General features: G+C 70.6%; 13 protein-coding genes and 1 pseudogene. 5 read left to right on the plus strand and 9 right to left on the minus strand.

Annotated elements, in window-relative coordinates:
• Positions 1 to 216 precede the first annotated feature (216 nt).
• Positions 217 to 1023: an HAD family hydrolase gene (locus tag OHA03_RS10855; RefSeq protein WP_267003149.1), complete on the plus strand. Its 807-nt coding sequence runs from the start codon at positions 217 to 219 to the stop codon at positions 1021 to 1023.
• Between the two features lie 145 nt (positions 1024 to 1168).
• A complete protein-coding gene (locus OHA03_RS10860; protein WP_267003151.1) occupies positions 1169 to 1720 on the plus strand; it encodes a flavodoxin family protein in 552 nt (183 codons plus the stop codon).
• A gap of 12 nt (positions 1721 to 1732) precedes the next feature.
• Here OHA03_RS10860 and OHA03_RS10865 read toward each other — a convergent pair whose 3' ends face one another.
• The 5 genes from OHA03_RS10865 to OHA03_RS10885 form a co-directional block, all read right to left on the minus strand.
• Positions 1733 to 2323 (minus strand): TetR/AcrR family transcriptional regulator, encoded by a 591-nt coding sequence (locus tag OHA03_RS10865; protein WP_267003153.1) that lies wholly within the window; start codon positions 2321 to 2323, stop codon positions 1733 to 1735.
• Positions 2324 to 2525: 202 nt separating this feature from the next.
• On the minus strand, positions 2526 to 3413 hold the full coding sequence (locus OHA03_RS10870; protein WP_267003155.1) for an ABC transporter permease: 888 nt from the start codon (positions 3411 to 3413) through the stop codon (positions 2526 to 2528).
• Positions 3400 to 4386, minus strand: a complete 987-nt coding sequence (locus OHA03_RS10875) for an ABC transporter ATP-binding protein (protein WP_267003157.1) — start codon at positions 4384 to 4386, stop codon at positions 3400 to 3402. The genes OHA03_RS10870 and OHA03_RS10875 overlap by 14 nt, the downstream gene beginning before the upstream one ends.
• Positions 4387 to 4502: 116 nt before the next feature.
• A complete protein-coding gene (locus OHA03_RS10880; protein ID WP_267003159.1) occupies positions 4503 to 5771 on the minus strand; it encodes a DUF2092 domain-containing protein in 1269 nt (422 codons plus the stop codon).
• A gap of 228 nt (positions 5772 to 5999) precedes the next feature.
• A complete protein-coding gene (locus OHA03_RS10885; RefSeq protein WP_267003161.1) occupies positions 6000 to 7010 on the minus strand; it encodes a polyprenyl synthetase family protein in 1011 nt (336 codons plus the stop codon).
• 357 nt (positions 7011 to 7367) lie between these two features.
• On the opposite strand from OHA03_RS10885, the pseudogene OHA03_RS10890 reads away from it, so the two are divergent.
• The 3 genes and pseudogenes from OHA03_RS10890 to OHA03_RS10900 all read left to right on the plus strand — a co-directional run bounded on the left by OHA03_RS10890 (position 7368) and on the right by OHA03_RS10900 (position 11046).
• Positions 7368 to 8997 (plus strand): annotated as a pseudogene (locus tag OHA03_RS10890) (CocE/NonD family hydrolase).
• Between the two features lie 136 nt (positions 8998 to 9133).
• Entirely contained in the window at positions 9134 to 10363 is a 1230-nt protein-coding gene (gene fahA / locus OHA03_RS10895; RefSeq protein WP_267003163.1) for a fumarylacetoacetase, read from the plus strand.
• Positions 10360 to 11046 (plus strand): GPP34 family phosphoprotein, encoded by a 687-nt coding sequence (locus tag OHA03_RS10900; RefSeq protein WP_267003165.1) that lies wholly within the window; start codon positions 10360 to 10362, stop codon positions 11044 to 11046. The genes fahA and OHA03_RS10900 overlap by 4 nt, the downstream gene beginning before the upstream one ends.
• 118 nt (positions 11047 to 11164) lie before the next feature.
• On the opposite strand, the gene recQ is transcribed toward OHA03_RS10900, so the two are convergent.
• From recQ to nuoL, 4 genes are all read right to left on the minus strand, one after another.
• Positions 11165 to 13177 (minus strand): DNA helicase RecQ, encoded by a 2013-nt coding sequence (gene recQ / locus OHA03_RS10905; protein WP_267003167.1) that lies wholly within the window; start codon positions 13175 to 13177, stop codon positions 11165 to 11167.
• A gap of 127 nt (positions 13178 to 13304) precedes the next feature.
• Positions 13305 to 14969 (minus strand): NADH-quinone oxidoreductase subunit NuoN, encoded by a 1665-nt coding sequence (gene nuoN, locus OHA03_RS10910; RefSeq protein WP_267003169.1) that lies wholly within the window; start codon positions 14967 to 14969, stop codon positions 13305 to 13307.
• Positions 14966 to 16537, minus strand: coding sequence for an NADH-quinone oxidoreductase subunit M (locus OHA03_RS10915; protein ID WP_267003171.1), 1572 nt, complete (start codon positions 16535 to 16537; stop codon positions 14966 to 14968). The genes nuoN and OHA03_RS10915 overlap by 4 nt, the downstream gene beginning before the upstream one ends.
• A gap of 4 nt (positions 16538 to 16541) precedes the next feature.
• On the minus strand, positions 16542 to 18437 hold the full coding sequence (gene nuoL / locus OHA03_RS10920; RefSeq protein WP_267003173.1) for an NADH-quinone oxidoreductase subunit L: 1896 nt from the start codon (positions 18435 to 18437) through the stop codon (positions 16542 to 16544).
• Between the last annotated feature and the right edge of the window lie 10 nt (positions 18438 to 18447).

Here is an 18447-nt window from a genome sequence, read left to right on the forward strand (position 1 = left end):
TGCACAAGGTGGCAGAACCGGGGGCACCTGGTGGGTACCGGCCGATCCGGAGGGCAACGAGTTCTGCGCGCAGTGATGCCGGGGCGGGTTCGGGCCTCCCCCTCTGCGCAGTTCCTCCGGCTATGCCCCTGACGGGTCGCCATCGCGCCCCGGACCCGGACCGTCCGTGCAGGTCAGGGCCGTACGACAGAAAGCGGATCTCCCTAGGCTTGGCCCATGCCCATCCCTCCCGCATATGCCCTTGTCGCCACGGACCTGGACGGCACTCTGCTGCGCCACGACGACACCGTCAGCCCCCGCTCCCGTGCCGCGCTCTCGCTGGCCGCCTCGGCGGGGGCGCTCCATCTCGTGGTCACCGGGCGGCCGGTGCCGGGCATACGGAACCTGCTCGCGGAACTGGACTACCGGGGTCTCGCGGTCTGTGGCCAGGGCACGCAGCTGTACGACGCCGGGACCGGGCGCATGGTGCACGCGGTCACGCTGGACCGGGACCTGGCCGACACCGCGCTCGGCAAGATCGAGGCCCAGGTGGGCCCGGTCTTCGCGGCCGTGGACCAGGACGGGCCCGAGGGCCGGACGCTGATCGAGCCGGGTTACCGGATGCCGCACCCGGCCCTGCCCGCCCAGCGGACCGGCCACCGGGACGAGTTGTGGGCCACCCCGATCGTCAAGGTCCTCGTCCGCCACCCCGAGCTCACGGACGACGCACTGGCCGCCGCGGCCCGCGCGGTCGTCGGCGATCTGGCCACCGTCACACTGTCCGGCCCCGGCACGGTCGAACTCCAGCCGTACGGCGTCGACAAGGGCACCGGGCTCGCCCTGGCCGCCGAGGCCCTGGGCGTGGATCCGGCTGCCACGATCGCGTTCGGGGACATGCCCAACGATCTGCCGATGTTCCGCCGGTCCGGGTACGGGGTCGCGATGGCCAACGCCCATCCGGACCTGCGTGCGGCAGCGGACGAGGTGACGGCCTCGAACGGGGACGACGGGGTCGCGTTGGTGCTGGAGCGCGTGTTCGGCTGAGCCACCCCCGGAGCGACATCCGTGCGGCGCCGAAACGGCGTCAGCCGGCGGAAGCGGCGCGTACCCGTTCCCAAAACTATATGCACATGCATACAGTTCAGATGCACGCAGTCGCAGCACGCAACCGTTCACGGGGGACCCGGCCATGACCACTCGTACGTTCCTGTTCCTGCTCGGCAGCAGCCGCACCGACGGCAACACCGAGGAACTCGCGCGGCTCGCCGCCGAACAACTGCCGCCCGAGACCGAGCAGCGCTGGCTGAACCTGAACGAGCTGACGCTCCCCGACTTCGAGGACCTGCGGCACGACGGCGAGGGCCGCTACCCCGCCCCCACCGGCAACGGCGCCACCCTGCTGGACGCGACGCTCGGCGCAACCGATCTGGTGCTCGCGTCACCGCTGTACTGGTACGCCATGTCCACCTCCACCAAGCGGTATCTGGACCACTGGTCGGGGTGGATGCGGGTGCCCGGCCTCGACTTCAAGGAGCGGATGGGCGGGCGGACCCTGTGGGGCGTCACGGCGCTGGCGACGGCCGATCCGAGCGTCGCGGAACCGGCGACGGGCACGCTGCGGACCATCGCCTCGTACATGCGGATGGAGTGGGGCGGGATGCTGCTGGGAGTCGGCAGCCGGCCCGGCGACGTACTGGGCGACACGGCCGCCCTCACCCGCGCCAAGACCTTCTTCGGCTGACGGCGCCTCACCTCACGCTTCCGGTGCGCCCAACGCCCTGAGCACATGCGTGACCAGTGCCGCGATCGTCGCCTCGTCCTGGCTCGGTTTGCGCAGCACATGGCGGTAGTAGACCGGTCCGTAGAGCATCTCCACGGCCAGCGGCAGATCCGCGCCCGGCGGGATCTGGCCCTGCTCCTGGGCTCGGCGCAGCCGGGCCACCGCCTCGCCGAAGCGGGGTTCGATCAGCTGGGTCCGGACCGTTTCGGCGAGTTCGTCGTCATGGTGGAGTTCGGAGAGGATCCCGGCGTAAGCGGGGCCGAACGGCGGCGTGGAGAGCAGTCTCACCGCCCCCGTCACATGGGTACGGATGTCGGCGGCGATGTCGCCGGTGTCGACGAACGGCGTGGCGTCGACCAGCGCCTCCGTGAACGCCTCCAGCAGCACCGCGCTCTTCGACGGCCACCAGCGGTAGATCGTCTTCTTGCTGACGCCCGCCCGGGCCGCGATCGCCTCGATGGTGACGCGGCCGTATCCCTTCTCCGTGCACAGCGCGAGGGCGGCGTCCAGGGTCGCCCGTCGTGATCGCTCGCTACGGCGCAGTGAACTCGGCGATGTGATCATTCGGTGAGCATAGGGGTGTTCGGTCCAATCCTTGTTGACAGGGCGTCGCCAGAAGTCGAACAATACAGACGCAGAAACGGAACGTACCGTGTCGGGTTGTTCCTGCTGTTCGCACCGTTCGTGCCGTTCGTGCCGCGACGAGCCGATCGGGGGACGGCTCGCCCGGCCGACGGCACGGGCGGAATCGCGAACTCCCCGCCGCTCAGGCCGTGATGTCCTTCGCGGTGAGGCGTGCCCAGGCTGCCGAGCCGAACACCGCCGCGTACAGCCCCTGCAGCCCCAGGTTCTTGACCACGTCGTCCCAGTAGACGGGGTCGCGCAGCAGGTCCGCGAAGGACAGCCAGTAGTGTGGGAACAGATATGGGTGCATTCCGCTCAACTGCGGGATCGAGTCCAGGATCTGCACCGTGATCAGCACCCCGACCGTCGCGGCCATCGCCGCGATCCCGCTGCCGGTGAGCGTCGAGATGAACAGCCCGAGCGCCGCGAACCCGATGAGCGACGCCGCCACCGCCACCGCGATCAGCCCGGCCCTCAGCAGCCCCTCGCCGAAGCCGATCTGCGTCCCGGAGATCGTCGTGACCTCACCGACCGGGAACAGCAATGCCCCGACCGCCAGCGCCGACGCCGCCACGACCACCGTCGCGACCAGGCAGAACGCCAGTGTGGAGGCGTACTTGGCGAGCAGCAGCCGGGTCCGGCCCGCGGGCGCGACCAGCAGGTAGCGCAGGGTGCCCGCACCGGCCTCGCCCGCGATCGAATCACCCGCGATGACGCCGACGGCCATCGGGAGAAAGACCGGCAGGGTCACGGAGAGGGCGGCGAAGACCAGGAACAGGCCGTTGTTGGTCACCTGGGAGAGAAACGCCGGGCCGCCTCCCCCGCCCGGGCCGGCAGGCGAGCCGTCGCTCGTCTCGATCCTCACCGCGATCCCGATCAGTACGGGGACGGCGGCCAGCACCCCGAGGAGTGCGAGCGTGCGCCAGCGGCGCAGCGTCGTGGTCAGTTCGGAGCGGAGGATCCCGAAGGTCCACAGCGGGTTGCGGGACCGGCCCACCCCCGCCGGTCCGACTGCTTCAGCCTGCGACATCGAAACCCTCTCCGGTGAGTGCGACAAAGGCGTCCTCCAGCGAGGCCCGCTCGACGCCGAACGACCGTACGCGCACCCCGCCGCGGACCAGCGCGCCGTTCAGGTCCGCGAGTTCGACGTCGGCCGGCGGGGCCTCGGCGCTCACCCGGTCACCATCGGCGGTGATGCCGGTGACGCCGAGCTCCTTGAGGATGCGGGCGGCGTCGCCCGGGTCGGGGGTGGTGACGGCGAGCCGGCCACGGGTGCCCGCCGCGAGGTCGGCGACCGGGCCCTGGGTGATCAGCCGGCCCCGGGCCATCACCGCGGCATGCGTACAGACCTGCTCGATCTCGTCGAGGAGGTGGGAGGAGAGGAAGACGGTGGTGCCGTCCGCCGCCAGTTCCCGGACCAGGGCGCGGATCTCGCGCATCCCCTGCGGGTCCAGTCCGTTGGTCGGCTCGTCCAGGACGAGGAGGCGGCGCGGCTGGAGCAGGGCGGCGGCCAGTCCGAGGCGCTGCTTCATGCCCAGCGAGTACGCCTTCGCCTTCTTGCCTGCCGCCGCGCCGAGCCCGACCCGGTCCAGCGCGGTCGCGACCCGGGCCCGACGGGTGCGCGGATCGGCGGTCGGGTCGGCGGAGTCGTACCGTACGAGATTGTCCCGGCCGGTCAGGAACCCGTACAGCGCGGGCCCTTCGATCAGCGCTCCGACCTGTGGGAGTACGGTGCGGGCGGCGCGCGGCATGGGGTGGCCGAGGACCCGGGCGGTACCGGACGTCGGGTCGATGAGGCCCATCAGCATCCGGATCGTGGTGGTCTTCCCGGAGCCGTTGGGCCCGAGGAAGCCGAAGACGCTGCCGCCCGGGACGCTGAGGTCGAGGCCGTCGACGGCGAGCTGGCCGCCGCGGTACCGCTTGGTGAGACCGCGGGTCTCGATCACGGCCGTTCCGGTCCGGGGCACCGCCTCGGACTCGATCACGGCGCCGGTCTCTGTCATGCGTGACTCCCCATGGGTCGGGTAACCGACTGCCCCGCCGTACGGAGCGTACGGCGGGGCGGTCGCGCGGTGCGGGAGGTGCGGGTCGTCCGGGCAGCAGGGGTGGTGCCGGGGCGTCAGTTGGCGCTGTCGGCCGCCCTGACGAGCGCGTCCTTGGTGACCAGCCCGACGTAGACCTTGCCGTCGTCCGTCATCAGTGCGTTGACCAGGCGGGTCTTGAAGACCGTGCCCGAGCCGAACTTTCCGGTGACCTTGTCGCCGAACGAGTCCAGGAACTGCTGTGCCGCAGGCGGCACATCGCCGGACTTCGGCGACGTCGGGATTGCCCGGCCGCCCGGCGCCTCGATCTCGGCGACCGCGCTCCAGCCCCCGCCGATCACCTTCACCCCCTTGCCGCCGGCCAGCCCGTCCAGCCCGGCCGGTGCACCCGGCACCTTGAACTCCGGTGCCTGCTTCTCGGCTTGCTGCTGCGCCTTCGCGTCGTCGGCCTCGGTCACCTTGGCGCCCTTCGGCGGAGTGAACGTGAACGAGGAGCCGGCGGGCTTCGCGAAGTCGACGCTGGTGAACCCGGCGTCGATCACAGCCTTGCCGCCGCTGCTCGGCGAGAGCGTGAACTTCAGCGGTACGCCGTTCTTCGCGTCGACCGCGACCGTGATCGCGCCGATCGTCGAGCCGCCCTGCTTGGGCTTGATGACCAGCTTGTACGCGTCACGTCCGGCGACCTGCGCCGTGCCGTCGACCGTCACCGACGTGGTGGGGCCGGCCGTCTTCAGCGCCTCTTCGGCGAACGCCTTCGGCGTGGTCGGCACGCCGTCCGGGGTCGTGGCCCCGCCACGCTTCTCCGCGTGGCCCGAAGCCTTGTCGCCGGTCGCGTGGTACGCCTCGTTGGACTTGCTGTCGTACGCCCAGACCTGGTCCCCGTTGCGGATCACGCTGTACTCGGCGGCGCTGTCCAGTATCGAGACGCGCTGCTTGTCGGGGCCGTCGGCGGCCACCCGCAGCGTGTGCGTACCGGAGGCGAGCTCCGTCAGCTTCTCCTGCGGGTCGGCGCTCGAACCATCGTGCGGTCCGTCGCCGCCCTGTGCCAGGGAGCCGGCGAGCCCGCCCAGCGACGGGATGCCGAGGTCGGTGCTGATCTTCACCGTGCCGGAGAGCTGCTCGGTGTCCGATGCGGCGATCTTCTCGATGAGCTGCTGTGCGGTGATCTTCGGCAGATCGGGGTCACCGGAGTCCGCGAGCGCCGGGACCAGCCCGATCGTCGCGGCCGCGACCCCCGCCACCGCGACCGGGACCACGTAGCGCGCCGCCCTGCGACGGCCGGCCATGGTGCCGGTGGCCTCGTCCGCGGCGTTGCCGGTGGTCTCTGCGCTGTCGTTCGGTGCCATGTGTGCCCTACCTCCGTGGTCGGCGGCTTCCGTCCGGATGCACTCGTCCACTCCGTGCCGCCATTCTCACCCGTTTTGGTCAGGAGTGGTTGTTCTCCATCTGACCAAATTCGAGGTGGCGAAGCGTCAGCCCGCGGGAGCAACTCCGCATACCTCTGCGGTATGACACCACCCGGCCGGGCCTCCCCCGACCCGTAGGGGTCGGGGTGCGCAGCACGCCTGCCGGGGTCAGCCCGCGCGGTGAACCACGGCGTCGCACAGCTCTTCCAGCGCGGCCTTCGCGTAGCACTCGGGCAGCGGCGCCAGCGTCGCCCGCGCCTCCTCCGTCCACCGGATGGTGTCCCGCCGGGCCTGCTCCAGCGCCGGGTGCGCGCGCAGCCGGCAGAGCGCCTCGGCGAGCCGGGCGTCGTCGCTGAGGTCGCCGTCCAGCAGCTCCAGCAGCTCCAGGTCGTCCGGCTTGCCGTCGGCCGCCGCCTGCGCCCGCAGGTGCAGCACGGGGAGCGTCGGGATGCCTTCGCGCAGGTCCGTGCCGGGGGTCTTGCCGGACTCGTGGGAGTCGGAGGCGATGTCGAGTACGTCGTCGGCGAGCTGGAAGGCGACGCCGAGCCGCTCCCCGTACTGGGTGAGGATGTCGACGGCCGAATCGTCGGCGCCGGCCATCATCGCGCCGAACCGGCAGGCCACGGCGATCAGCGAGCCGGTCTTGCCGCGCATCACGTCGAGGTAGTGCTCGACCGGGTCGCGGCCGTCGCGCGGGCCCGCGGTCTCCAGGATCTGGCCGGTGACCAGGCGCTCGAACGCCTCCGCCTGGATGCGCACGGCCTCCGGACCGAGGTCGGCCAGTATGTGCGAGGCGCGGGCGAAGAGGAAGTCGCCGGTCAGCACGGCCACCGAGTTGCCCCAGCGGGTGTTGGCGCTGTCGACTCCGCGGCGTACTTCCGCCTCGTCCATGACGTCGTCGTGGTAGAGCGTGGCGAGGTGCGTCAGCTCGACGACCACGGCGGACGGCACGACACCCGGCGCGTCCGCGTCACCGAACCGGGCGGACAGCATCGCCAGCAGAGGCCGGAAACGCTTGCCCCCGGCCCGTACGAGATGCTGCGCAGCCTCTGTGATGAAGGGGACGTCGCTCTTGGTGGCATCGAGCAGCCCCGCCTCGACAGCTGCCAAACCGGTCTGGACATCGGCCTCAAGAGCCTGGTCCCGCACGCTCAGTCCGAACGGCCCGACGACGGTCACGAGGGGATCTCCTGTCTGCTGACGATCACACGGAATGTCGATGTGTCGCTGTCATCACTCAAGTCAGCGTATCCGGTCCCCTTTGGATCACCGTGGGCGCCTTCCCGCCACCGCCGGTATGTTCGGCTTGTCCAGGAGCACCGCGACAGCCGGACGGACCCGGCTGCGTCCCGGCGATGCCCGGGCCCTTTCCGGTCGGCCGGGGGCTCGCGCCCCCGTCCTGCCCCGAGGTCCGGGTGGCGGCCGCCGTCGGGATGACGTTCGGTCCGATCGAGTACCTGCCGGTCCGGCGTCACCTGGCCGGGCGCAGCCACGACGCCGAGTTCCCCGTCGCCCCGGAGCCGCGCCGTACGGCCGATCGTCGGCGGTGCGGTCCCCGCCACCGTCGGCGCCGCCGGACCCCCGCTCGAGCGCCCCATGCCCCCCGTCCACCGAGGTACGCCATGCGCATCCGCGTACGCGGGCCACGGCTACGCCTCCGTACGCGTCGATGCCCGCGGGCACGGCAACAGTGAGGGGCTGCCGGGCGACGCGTACGACGAGACCGGGCCGGCCGACGGGGTTGCCGTCGTCCACTGGCTGGCCGGGCAGGAGTGGTGCTCCGGCCGGGTCGGCATGTTCGGCATCTCCTGGGGCGGCACCATCTCGCTCCGGATCGCCGCGCTCGCCCCCGAGCCGCTGAAGGCGATCGTCACGGTCTGCTCGACCGACGACCGCTACGACAACGACGTGCACTACATGGGCGGCTCGGTCCTCGCCGTCGGCATGCACGCCCGGGCCGCCACCACGCTGGCCGTGGTCGCACCAGTACCCGGACCGCGGCCTGCCGCCGGGCCCGTCGATCGGCTTCCTCCAGGAGACGCTGCGCTGGTGGGACCAGCATCTGAAGGACGAGGACACCGGTGTCATGTCCGAGCCACGGCTGCGGTCCTGGATCAGCGAGTCGCACCGGCTCGCGACGGTGTACGAGACGCTTCCCGGCCGGTGGGTCGGCGACACCGGCTGGCCGTCGAAGAACGTCGTGACGATCGCGTACGCCCTCCAGGGCGGCCCGCAGACCGTGCGCTCGCCGCAGCAGACCGGGCTGGACGCCGGGCGCCTCGTCCCGTTCGGCAACGACGCCGATCTGCCGCCCGACCAGCGCGACGAGGACGCCAAGTCGGTCTCGTTCGAGTTCCCGGTCGAGGACGCCCCCATCGAGATCCTGGGCCGCCCACGGGTGAAGCTCCGGATCCGGATGGACGTACCGCACGGCCAGGCGATCGTCCGGCTCTGGGACGTCATACCCGACGGTGCCTCCACGCTCGTCACCCGCGGCGTCCTCAACCTGTCCGCGCGGCACGGCCGCGACCGGTCCGACGACTGGACGCCCGGCGCGACCGAGGACGTCACCTTCGAGCTGAACGGCATCGGGCACACCTTCTCGCCCGGCCACCGGATCAGGCTCGCCGTCTCCTCCTCGTACTGGCCGTGGATCTGGCCGCAGGCCGGTTCGGCGGGGTTCACCCTGCACGCGGACGGCAGCCTCGTCGAACTGCCGGTGCGCCACCGCACCGAGGAACCGGCGATCACATTCGAGGAGGCGGAGCATGCGGAGCCGCTCGTCGTCGTCCTCCCGGTGACGCTCGACGAGCCGCGCCCCGAGCGCCTGGTGGTCCGCGATGTCGCCAAGGGCGAATGGCGGCTGGAGGTCGACCCGCGCTACGGCGGCACACGCGTTCACCCGGACGGCCTCGAATTCACCGAGGAGGGAGTGGATGCGTACACGATCCAGGAGAACGACCCGCTGTCGGCGCGCACCCGCTCCGACTGGACGATCAGGCTCCACCGGCCGGAGATGGCCTGGGACGTGAAGATCGAGACGCGATCCGAGATCAGTGGGGACGAGCACGACTTCCTCACCTCCGACGAGATGGTGTGCAAGGACGGCGACGAGATCGTCTTCCACCGCACCTGGGTGAAGCGGATCCCCCGCACGGCGGGCTGAACCACCGCCGCACCCCGTCCGACGTGGGGGTACGGCGGAACTTTCGGGGAATGCGGCGAAGTTGGGGCACTGCCGCGCGGTGGCCACACCGACGTAACGTGTCCCCCAAGCGACCTGGAAAGCGAGGCAGCACCACATGCCCGAGCAGAGCAGCCCGCTCGATCTGGCCGAGGGCGATCCCTTCGGTCCGCACAACCTTCCCTACGGCGTGTTCTCCACGACCGGCCACCCCGCCGAGCGCCGGGTAGGTGTCCGCATCGGCAACCATGTGCTGGACGCCGGAGCCGCGGCACACGCGCTCGGCTCGCCCTACGCGCAGCTCCTCGCCCAGCCGGACCTGACCGCACTGCTGTCGGCCGGCCGCACCGCCTGGCGGGACGTCCGGCGGGCGCTGACCGCATGGGTGACGGTCCCGGCACACCGTGCGGACATCGAGCCACTGCTGCATCCCGTCGAGTCGGTGACGCTCCATCTGCCGTACCAGGTCGCGGACTACGTCGACTTCTACGCGAGCGAGAACCACGCCACCAACGTCGGAAGGATCTTCCGCCCGGACGGCGACCCGCTCACCCCCAACTGGAAGCACCTCCCGATCGGCTACCACGGCCGGTCCGGCACCGTCGTCGTCTCCGGAACGGATGTGGTGCGCCCCGCCGGCCAGCGCAAGGCGCCCTCCGACGCCGCCCCGGTCTTCGGCCCCTCGGCCAAGCTGGACATCGAGGCCGAGGTCGGCTTCCTCGTCGGCGTGGGGTCCGAGCAGGGCCGGCCGGTCGCGCTCGGCGACTTCCGCGACCATGTGTTCGGGCTCTCGCTGCTCAACGACTGGTCGGCGCGGGACATCCAGGCGTGGGAGTACGTCCCGCTGGGCCCGTTCCTCGGCAAGTCCTTCGCCACGTCCGTCTCGGCGTGGGTGACCCCGCTCGAAGCCCTGGAATCGGCCCGGATCGCACCGCCTGCCCGGGACTTCCCGCTCCTCCCCTATCTGGAGGACGGGGCCGAGGAGGAGCCGGGCGGCCTGGACCTGCGGATCGCCGTCGCGATCAACGGACAGCTGGTCGCCGAGCCGCCGTTCGCCACCATGTACTGGACGGCGGCCCAGATGCTGGCGCAGATGACGGTGAACGGCGCGTCGCTGCGCACCGGCGACCTGTACGGCTCCGGCACGGTCAGCGGCCCCGAGGCGGGCCAGCGCGGCTCCCTGCTCGAGCTCACCTGGAACGGGCGCGACCCGCTGGACCTCCCGGACGGCAAGCGGACGTTCCTGGAGGACGGCGACACGGTGACGATGACGGCCTGGGCACCGGGCCCGCACGGCACGCGGGTGGGTCTCGGCGAAGTGACGGGCCGAATCGTGCCGACACCATGACCCCGGCCCACCCGGGTCTCACGCTCCCCGAGGAACTGCTGCTGCTCGCACTGGACCCGCAGCGGGGCAAGCCGTACTGCCGTAATCGCTTCCTGGAGTACGGGATGGCGGGCGCGGTCCTCGCGGAGCTGGAGCTCCAGGGCCGGATCACCGAGCAGCTCGGCCGGATACGGGTGATCAACCCGCTGACTCCCCAGGACCCGCTCCTCGCGCAGGTCCTGGGGAGTCTGCCGGCCCCGCACAAGGGCAGGTTCACGGGCGGCGTCAGCGCGAAGCGGTGGATCCGGCGGACCGGCCGGCAGGTCGAGGAGCTGTGCCTGGACCACCTGGTCGACCGCGCGGTCCTGCGCAGGGAGACCCGCCGCTTCCTCGGCCTGCTGCCGTACCACCGCCACCCGGCGGCATCCCCGGACCTGCCGGCCACGGTCCGGGAGCGCTTCACGGCCGCCCGGACGGCCGGCTTCCCGGACCCGCGCAGCCGCACACTGGCCGCGCTGGTATCGGCGATCGGCCTGTCGAGCGCGCTGGCGCAGGGCGGCTGGAGGGCCCGTTCGGCGATGCGCGACCTCGTACGCCAGGAGTGGACCGCGCACGCGGTGCACCAAAACGTCCGTCAGGACAAGGCGAACCGGAGCGGCGGGAGCGCGGGCGGCAGCGGAGGAAGCAGCGGCGACGGAGACTGAGCGGCGGCGGGGGCTGACCGCGGCGTGAGGCGATCAGCCGCAGTCGGGGCCCGATCCGGTTTCCGGCGCGCACGCCCCGGACAGCCGCGGGGCTGTCCGCCCCCGCCCGGCCGCGGGCTCACTCGTACTCGGGCGGCTCCTCGTCCCAGCCGAACTCAGTGTCCGCATCCGGGACCGCGGGTGCGACCGGGCGCGGAGCCGCCGGCTGACGCGTTGCCTCCACCGGATGCGCGGCCGGTTCCCCGTCGCCCGGCTCGGGCGCCCCGGCCTCCCCGAACGACGCGAGCACCTCCAGCACCCCCTCGCCGTACGTCGCCAGCTTCTTCTCGCCGAGGCCGCTGATCGTGCCCAGCTCGGTCAGGGAGCCGGGGCGCAGGGAAGCGATCTCCCGCAGCGTCGCGTCGTGGAAGATGACGTACGCCGGGACGCCCTGCTCCTTCGCCCGGGAGCCGCGCCATGCGCGCAGCGCCTCGAAGACCGGTACGGCCTCCGGGGTCAGCTCGGCGACGGCCGCCGCCGCCTTCGGGCTCCGTTCGCCCTTCGAGGAGCGCGACGCGGGCTTCGGCGCCTCCTTGCGCAGCCGTACCTCCCGCTCCCGGCCGAGCACCGAAGCGCTCTGCTCGGTGAGCACCAGCGTGCCGTACTCGCCCTCGACCTCCAGCAGGCCCTGGGCCAGCAACTGCCGCACCACGCCCCGCCATTCCGCCTCGGACAGCTCCTCGCCGATCCCGAACACCGACAGCTGGTCGTGATCGAACTGGATGACCTTCGCGGTCTTGCGGCCCAGCAGGATGTCGATGATCTGGCCGGCGCCGAACTTCTGGCCGCGCTCCCGCTTCAGCCGCACCACGGTGGACAGCAGCTTCTGCGCGGCCACCGTGCCGTCCCAGGTCTCGGGCGGGGTGAGGCACGTGTCGCAGTTGCCGCAGGCCGCCTTCTGCGGCTCCTGGCCGAAGTACGTCAGCAGCCGGGCGCGGCGGCAGTCGGCGGTCTCGCACAGGGCGAGCATCGCGTCGAGGTGGGCGCCCGCGCGGCGGCGGAACGCCTCGTCGCCCTCGCCGCCCTGGATCAGCTTGCGCTGCTGCACGACGTCCTGGAGGCCGTAGGCCATCCAGGCCGTGGACGGCAGCCCGTCGCGGCCCGCGCGGCCGGTCTCCTGGTAGTAGCCCTCGACGGACTTCGGCAGGTCGAGGTGGGCGACGAACCGTACGTCCGGCTTGTCGATGCCCATACCGAACGCGATCGTCGCCACGACGACCAGTCCGTCCTCGCGCAGGAACCGCGCCTGGTGGCGCGCCCGCGTCCCGGCGTCCAGACCCGCGTGGTACGGGACGGCCTCGATGCCGTTGCGACAGAGGAACTCGGCTGTCTTCTCCGTCGAGTTGCGCGACAGGCAGTAGACGATGCCGACATCCCCGGCGTGCTCCTCCTTCAGGAAGGACAGCAGCTGCTTCTTCGGGTCGGACTTCGACACGATCCGGTACTGGATGTTGGGCCGGTCGAAGCTGGCGACGAAATGCTTCGCGTCGGGCATGCCGAGGCGCTGGGTGATCTCCTGGTGCGTGGCGTTCGTCGCCGTCGCCGTCAGGGCGATCCGCGGTACGTCGGGCCAGCGCTCGCCGAGCACGGACAGGGCCAGATAGTCCGGCCGGAAGTCGTGGCCCCACTGGGCGACGCAGTGCGCCTCGTCGATGGCGAAGACGGAGATCTTGCCCCGCCCCAGCAGATTGAGGGTGGAGTCCAGGCGCAGCCGCTCCGGTGCCAGATAGAGCACGTCGAGCTCACCGGCGAGAAATGCGGCCTCCATCACACGGCGCTCGTCGAAGTCCTGCGTGGAGTTGACGAACCCGGCGCGCACGCCGAGCGCCCGCAGCGCGTCCACCTGGTCCTGCATGAGGGCGATCAGCGGGGAGATCACAATGCCCGTACCGGGTCTCACCAGGGCCGGGATCTGGTAGCAGAGGGACTTTCCGGCGCCGGTCGGCATCAGGACGACGGCGTCACCACCCGCCACCACATGGTCGACGACCGCTTCCTGCTCGCCGCGGAACGCCTCGTAGCCGAACACCCGATGCAGCGTCCGCAATGCGTCGCTCTCGGTCACACCCATGGTCACGCCCGTCCCGCTCATCGCTCTGTCCCCCGGGGTCTGCCCTGTTCTGTCCGGCACCGTCCCTGCCACGATAAGCGCCGCCTACGACAACGCCGGACGGGCTTGACTTCTGGGGCCCGTCCGGCGTTTGCGTGGTCTCTGCGCGTTACCGCACGAACACTCCCGCCTGGCTCGCCAGGTCGAGGAAGTACTGCGGGGCCAGGCCCAGCACCAGCGTGACCGCGACGCCGACCGCGATCGTCGTCATCGTCAGCGGCGACGGGACGGCGACCGTCGGGCCGTCCGCCTTCGGCTCGCTGAAGAACATCAGCACGATGACCCGGATGTAGAAGAACGCGGCGATCGCGGACGAGATCACACCGACCACGACCAGACCGCCCGCCCCGCCCTCCGCCGCCGCCTTGAAGACCGCGAACTTTCCGGCGAAGCCCGAGGTCAGCGGGATACCGGCGAAGGCCAGCAGATACACCGCGAAGACCGCGGCGACCAGCGGCGAGCGCCGGCCGAGCCCGGCCCACTTCGACAGGTGCGTCGCCTCGCCTCCCGCGTCGCGCACCAGGGTGACGACGGCGAACGCGCCGACCGTCACGAAGGAGTACGCGCCCAGGTAGAAGAGCACCGAGGAGATGCCGCTGGGGGTCGTCGCGATGACACCGGCGAGGATGAAGCCGGCGTGCGCGATGGACGAGTAGGCCAGCAGTCGCTTGATGTCGGTCTGGGTGATGGCGACGATCGCACCGCCCAGCATCGTGACGATCGCGACGGCCCACATGACCGGCCGCCAGTCCCAGCTGAGGCCCGGCAGCACCACGTACAGCAGGCGCAGCAGAGCACCGAACGCGGCGACCTTCGTGGCCGCGGCCATGAAGCCGGTGACCGGGGTCGGGGCGCCCTGGTAGACGTCCGGGGTCCACATGTGGAACGGGACGGCACCGACCTTGAAGAGCAGCCCGGTCAGGATCATCGCGCCGCCGATCAGCAGCAGCGCGTCGTTGCCCATGGTGTCGGCGAGCGCCGGGTCGATCTGGGTGACGGATCCGTCGACCACATCGGCGACGGCCGCGTACGAGACGGAGCCCGCGTACCCGTACAGCAGGGCGATCCCGAAGAGCAGGAACGCCGACGAGAAGGCGCCGAGCAGGAAGTACTTCACCGCGGCCTCCTGCGACATCAGACGCTTGCGGCGGGCGACGGCGCACAGGAGGTAGAGCGGGAGGGAGAAGACCTCCAGGGCCACGAAGAGCGTCAGCAGGTCGTTGGCCGCCGGGAAGACCAGCATGCCGGCCACCGAGAAGAGGAGCAGCGGGAAGACCTCGGTGGTGGTGAAGCCTGCCTTGACCGCGGCCTGCTCGCTCTCGCTGCCGGGGACGGACGCGGCCTGTGCGGCGAACGAGTCGACGCGGTTGCCGTGCGCCACGGGGTCGAGCCGGCGCTCGGCGAACGTGAAGACGGCGACCAGCGATGTCAGCAGGATGGTGCCCTGCAGGAACAGGGCGGGTCCGTCGACGGCGATGGCACCCATCGCGGCGATGTGTGCCTTCGTCGTGCCGTACCCCCCGGCCGCGAGGCCGACGACCGCGGCGAACGCGGCGGCGAGGGCGACGACGGTCAGGAAGATCTGCGTGTAGTAGCGGGCCCGGCGCGGCACGAAGGCCTCGACGAGTACGCCGACGACGGCGACACCGATCACAATGAGGACCGGGGTCAGCTGGGCGTACTCGATGACCGGTGCGTTGAACTTCTCTTTCGGGGCGGCCGATGTCACCCCGCCCGCCATTGTCCACAGGCTGTGGACAGCTGTTGCGCTCACTTGGCGGCCTCCACCTCAGGCTGGGGGTCCTTCTTCTGGACGTCCGACATGGTGTGCTGCACCGCCGGGTTGACGATCTCCGTCAGCGGCTTCGGATAGACACCCAGGAAGATCAGCAGCGCGATCAGCGGGAGGACCACCACCAGCTCCCGGGCCTTGAGGTCGGCCATGCCCTGGACCCCGGCCTTCACCGGGCCCGTCATCGTCCGCTGGTAGAGGACGAGGACGTAGAGCGCGGCGAGCACGATGCCGGTGGTGGCGACGATGCCGGCTGCCGGGTAGGCACTGAACGTGCCGACCAGGACCAGGAATTCGCTGACGAACGGGGAGAGCCCGGGCAGCGACAGGGTGGCGAGTCCGCCGATCAGGAAGGTGCCGGCCAGGACCGGCGCCACCTTCTGCACTCCGCCGTAGTCGGCGATGAGCCGCGAACCGCGCCGGGTGATCAGGAAGCCGGCCACCAGCATCAGCGCGGCCGTCGAGATGCCGTGGTTGACCATGTAGAGCGTGGCGCCCGACTGCCCCTGGCTGGTCATCGCGAAGATACCCAGGATGATGAAGCCGAAGTGCGAGATCGACGCGTAGGCGATCAGCCGCTTGATGTCGCGCTGGCCGACGGCGAGCAGCGCCCCGTACACGATGCTGATCAGCGCCAGGACCAGGATCACCGGCGTCGCCCATTTACTGGCCTCCGGGAACAGCTGGAGGCAGAAGCGGAGCATCGCGAACGTGCCGACCTTGTCGACGACCGCGGTGATCAGGACGGCGACCGGTGAGGTCGCCTCTCCCATGGCGTTGGGCAGCCAGGTGTGCAGCGGCCAGAGCGGGGCCTTCACCGCGAAGGCGAAGAAGAACCCGAGGAACAGCCAGCGTTCGGTGCTGGTCGCCATGGAGAGCGAGCCGTTGGCGCGGGCCTCGGCGATCTCGGAGAGCGAGAAGGTGCCCGCGACGACATACAGGCCGATGACGGCGGCCAGCATGATGAGCCCGCCGACCAGGTTGTAGAGCAGGAACTTCACGGCTGCGTAGGAGCGTTGCGCCGCGGCGTTCTCGTCGCTGCCGGCGTGGGCCCGGTCCCCGAAGCCGCCGATGAGGAAGTACATCGGGATGAGCATGGCTTCGAAGAGGATGTAGAAGAGGAAGACGTCGGTGGCCTCGAAGGAGAGGATCACCATCGCTTCGACCATCAGGATCAGGGCGAAGAAGCCCTGGGTGGGGCGCCAGCGCGAGGACTTCGTCTCCAGGGGGTCGGCGTCGTGCCAGCCGGCCAGGATGACGAACGGGATCAGCAGGGCGGTGAGCGCCATGAGCGCCACCCCGATGCCGTCCACCCCGAGTTCGTACCGGACGCCGAAGTCCTTGATCCAGGCGTGTGATTCGGTGAGCTGATAGCGGGCGCCGCCGGGCTCGAAGCGGGCGAGCGCGACGCCCGCCAGCACGAGCGTGGCCAGCGAGAAGAGCAGCGCCAGCCATTTGGCGGCGGTGCGCCGGGCGGCCGGGACGGCTGCGGTGGCGATCGCGCCGATCGCCGGGAGCGCCGCCGTCGCTGTCAGGAGGGGAAAGGACATGTGATCAGACCGCCCTCATCAGCAGGGTTGCGGCGATGACGACCGCCGTACCGCCGAACATCGAGACCGCGTAGGAGCGGGCGTAGCCGTTCTGCAGCTTGCGCAGCCGGCCGGAGAGCCCGCCCATCGACGCGGCCGTACCGTTGACGACGCCGTCGACCAGGGTGTGGTCGACGTACACCAGGGAGCGGGTCAGGTGCTCGCCGCCGCGGACCAGGACCACGTGGTTGAAGTCGTCCTGCAGGAGGTCGCGGCGGGCGGCCCGGGTGAGCAGCGAGCCGCGCGGGGCGACGACCGGTACCGGCCGGCGGCCGTACATCGTCCAGGCGATGGCGACGCCGATGACGAGCACCACCATGGTGGCGCCGGTGACGGTCGCGGCACCGACCGGCGATTCTCCATGGCTGTGGCCGGTGACCGGCTCCAGCCAGTTCAGGAAGCGGTCGCCGATGGAGAAGAAGCCTCCGGCGAAGACCGAACCGAACGCCAGGACGATCATGGGGATCGTCATCGACTTCGGGGACTCGTGCGGATGCGGCTCATGACCTTCCGCATCGGGCTGCCACCGCTTCTCGCCGAAGAACGTCAGCAGCATCACGCGCGTCATGTAGAACGCGGTGATCGCGGCGCCCAGCAGCGCGACACCGCCGAGGATCCAGCCCTCGGTGCCGCCCTTGGCGAACGCCGCCTCGATGATCTTGTCTTTGGAGAAGAAGCCGGACAGGCCGGGGAAACCGATGATCGCCAGATAGCCGAGGCCGAAGGTGATGAAGGTGACCGGCATGTACGTGCGCAGGCCGCCGAACTTCCGCATGTCGACCTCGTCGTTCATGCCGTGCATGACCGAACCGGCGCCGAGGAAGAGCCCGGCCTTGAAGAAGCCGTGCGTCACCAGGTGCATGATCGCGAAGACGTAGCCGATCGGGCCGAGCCCGGCGGCCAGGATCATGTAGCCGATCTGCGACATCGTCGACCCGGCGAGGGCCTTCTTGATGTCGTCCTTCGCGCAACCGACGATCGCACCGAAGAGCAGCGTGACCGCACCGACGACCACGACGACCAGTTGTGCGTCCGGCGCGGCGTTGAAGATCGTGCCGGAGCGGACGATCAGGTAGACGCCCGCGGTCACCATGGTGGCGGCGTGGATGAGGGCGGAGACCGGGGTCGGGCCCTCCATCGCGTCACCGAGCCAGGACTGCAGCGGCACCTGGGCCGACTTGCCGCAGGCGGCGAGCAGCAGCATCAGGCCGATCGCCGTCAGCTTGCCCTCGCTCGTCTCCCCGGTCGATGCCAGGACGGGTCCGAAGGCGAACGTGCCGAACGTGGTGAACATCAGCATGATCGCGATCGACAGGCCCATGTCGCCGACCCGGTTGACCAGGAACGCCTTCTTGGCGGCGGTGGCCGCACTGGGCTTGTGCTGCCAGAAGCCGATCAGCAGGTACGACGCCAGACCGACGCCCTCCCACCCGACGTACAGCAGCAGGTAGTTGTCGGCGAGGACCAGCAGGAGCATCGCCGCGAGGAACAGGTTCAGATAGCCGAAGAACCGGCGCCGGCGCTCGTCGTGCTCCATGTAGCCGATCGAGTAGATGTGGATCAGGGTGCCCACACCGGTGATCAGCAGCACGAACGTCATCGACAACTGGTCGAGCTGGAAGGCCACATCGGCCTGGAAGCCCTCGACCGGGATCCAGCTGAACAGGTACTGGTGCAGCGCCCGGTGCTCGGCGCCCTTCCCCAGCATGTCGACGAAGAGAACCGCACCGATGACGAATGAAACGGCGGCGAGCAGCGTGCCGATCCAGTGTCCGGAGCGGTCCAGCCGACGGCCTCCGCAGAGCAGGACGGCCGCTCCGAGCAGGGGCGCCGCGACGAGCAGCGCAATGAGGTTGTCCACGATTCAGCGT

Source organism: Streptomyces sp. NBC_00154 (assembly GCF_026342835.1).
In the GTDB taxonomy this organism is placed as follows: Bacteria; Actinomycetota; Actinomycetes; order Streptomycetales; family Streptomycetaceae; genus Streptomyces.

What these genes read in the sequence shown, in the direction of transcription:
- OHA03_RS10855 (WP_267003149.1), top strand. Translation starts at nt 217, where the DNA reads ATGCCCATCCCTCCCGCATATGCCCTTGTCGCCACGGACCTGGACGGC.
- OHA03_RS10870 (WP_267003155.1), bottom strand. Translation starts at nt 3,413, where the DNA reads ATGTCGCAGGCTGAAGCAGTCGGACCGGCGGGGGTGGGCCGGTCCCGC.
- OHA03_RS10900 (WP_267003165.1), top strand. Translation starts at nt 10,360, where the DNA reads ATGACCCCGGCCCACCCGGGTCTCACGCTCCCCGAGGAACTGCTGCTG.
- OHA03_RS10915 (WP_267003171.1), bottom strand. Translation starts at nt 16,537, where the DNA reads ATGTCCTTTCCCCTCCTGACAGCGACGGCGGCGCTCCCGGCGATCGGC.
- OHA03_RS10860 (WP_267003151.1), top strand. Translation starts at nt 1,169, where the DNA reads ATGACCACTCGTACGTTCCTGTTCCTGCTCGGCAGCAGCCGCACCGAC.
- OHA03_RS10880 (WP_267003159.1), bottom strand. Translation starts at nt 5,771, where the DNA reads ATGGCACCGAACGACAGCGCAGAGACCACCGGCAACGCCGCGGACGAG.
- fahA (WP_267003163.1), top strand. Translation starts at nt 9,134, where the DNA reads ATGCCCGAGCAGAGCAGCCCGCTCGATCTGGCCGAGGGCGATCCCTTC.
- OHA03_RS10875 (WP_267003157.1), bottom strand. Translation starts at nt 4,386, where the DNA reads ATGACAGAGACCGGCGCCGTGATCGAGTCCGAGGCGGTGCCCCGGACC.
- recQ (WP_267003167.1), bottom strand. Translation starts at nt 13,177, where the DNA reads ATGAGCGGGACGGGCGTGACCATGGGTGTGACCGAGAGCGACGCATTG.
- OHA03_RS10865 (WP_267003153.1), bottom strand. Translation starts at nt 2,323, where the DNA reads ATGATCACATCGCCGAGTTCACTGCGCCGTAGCGAGCGATCACGACGG.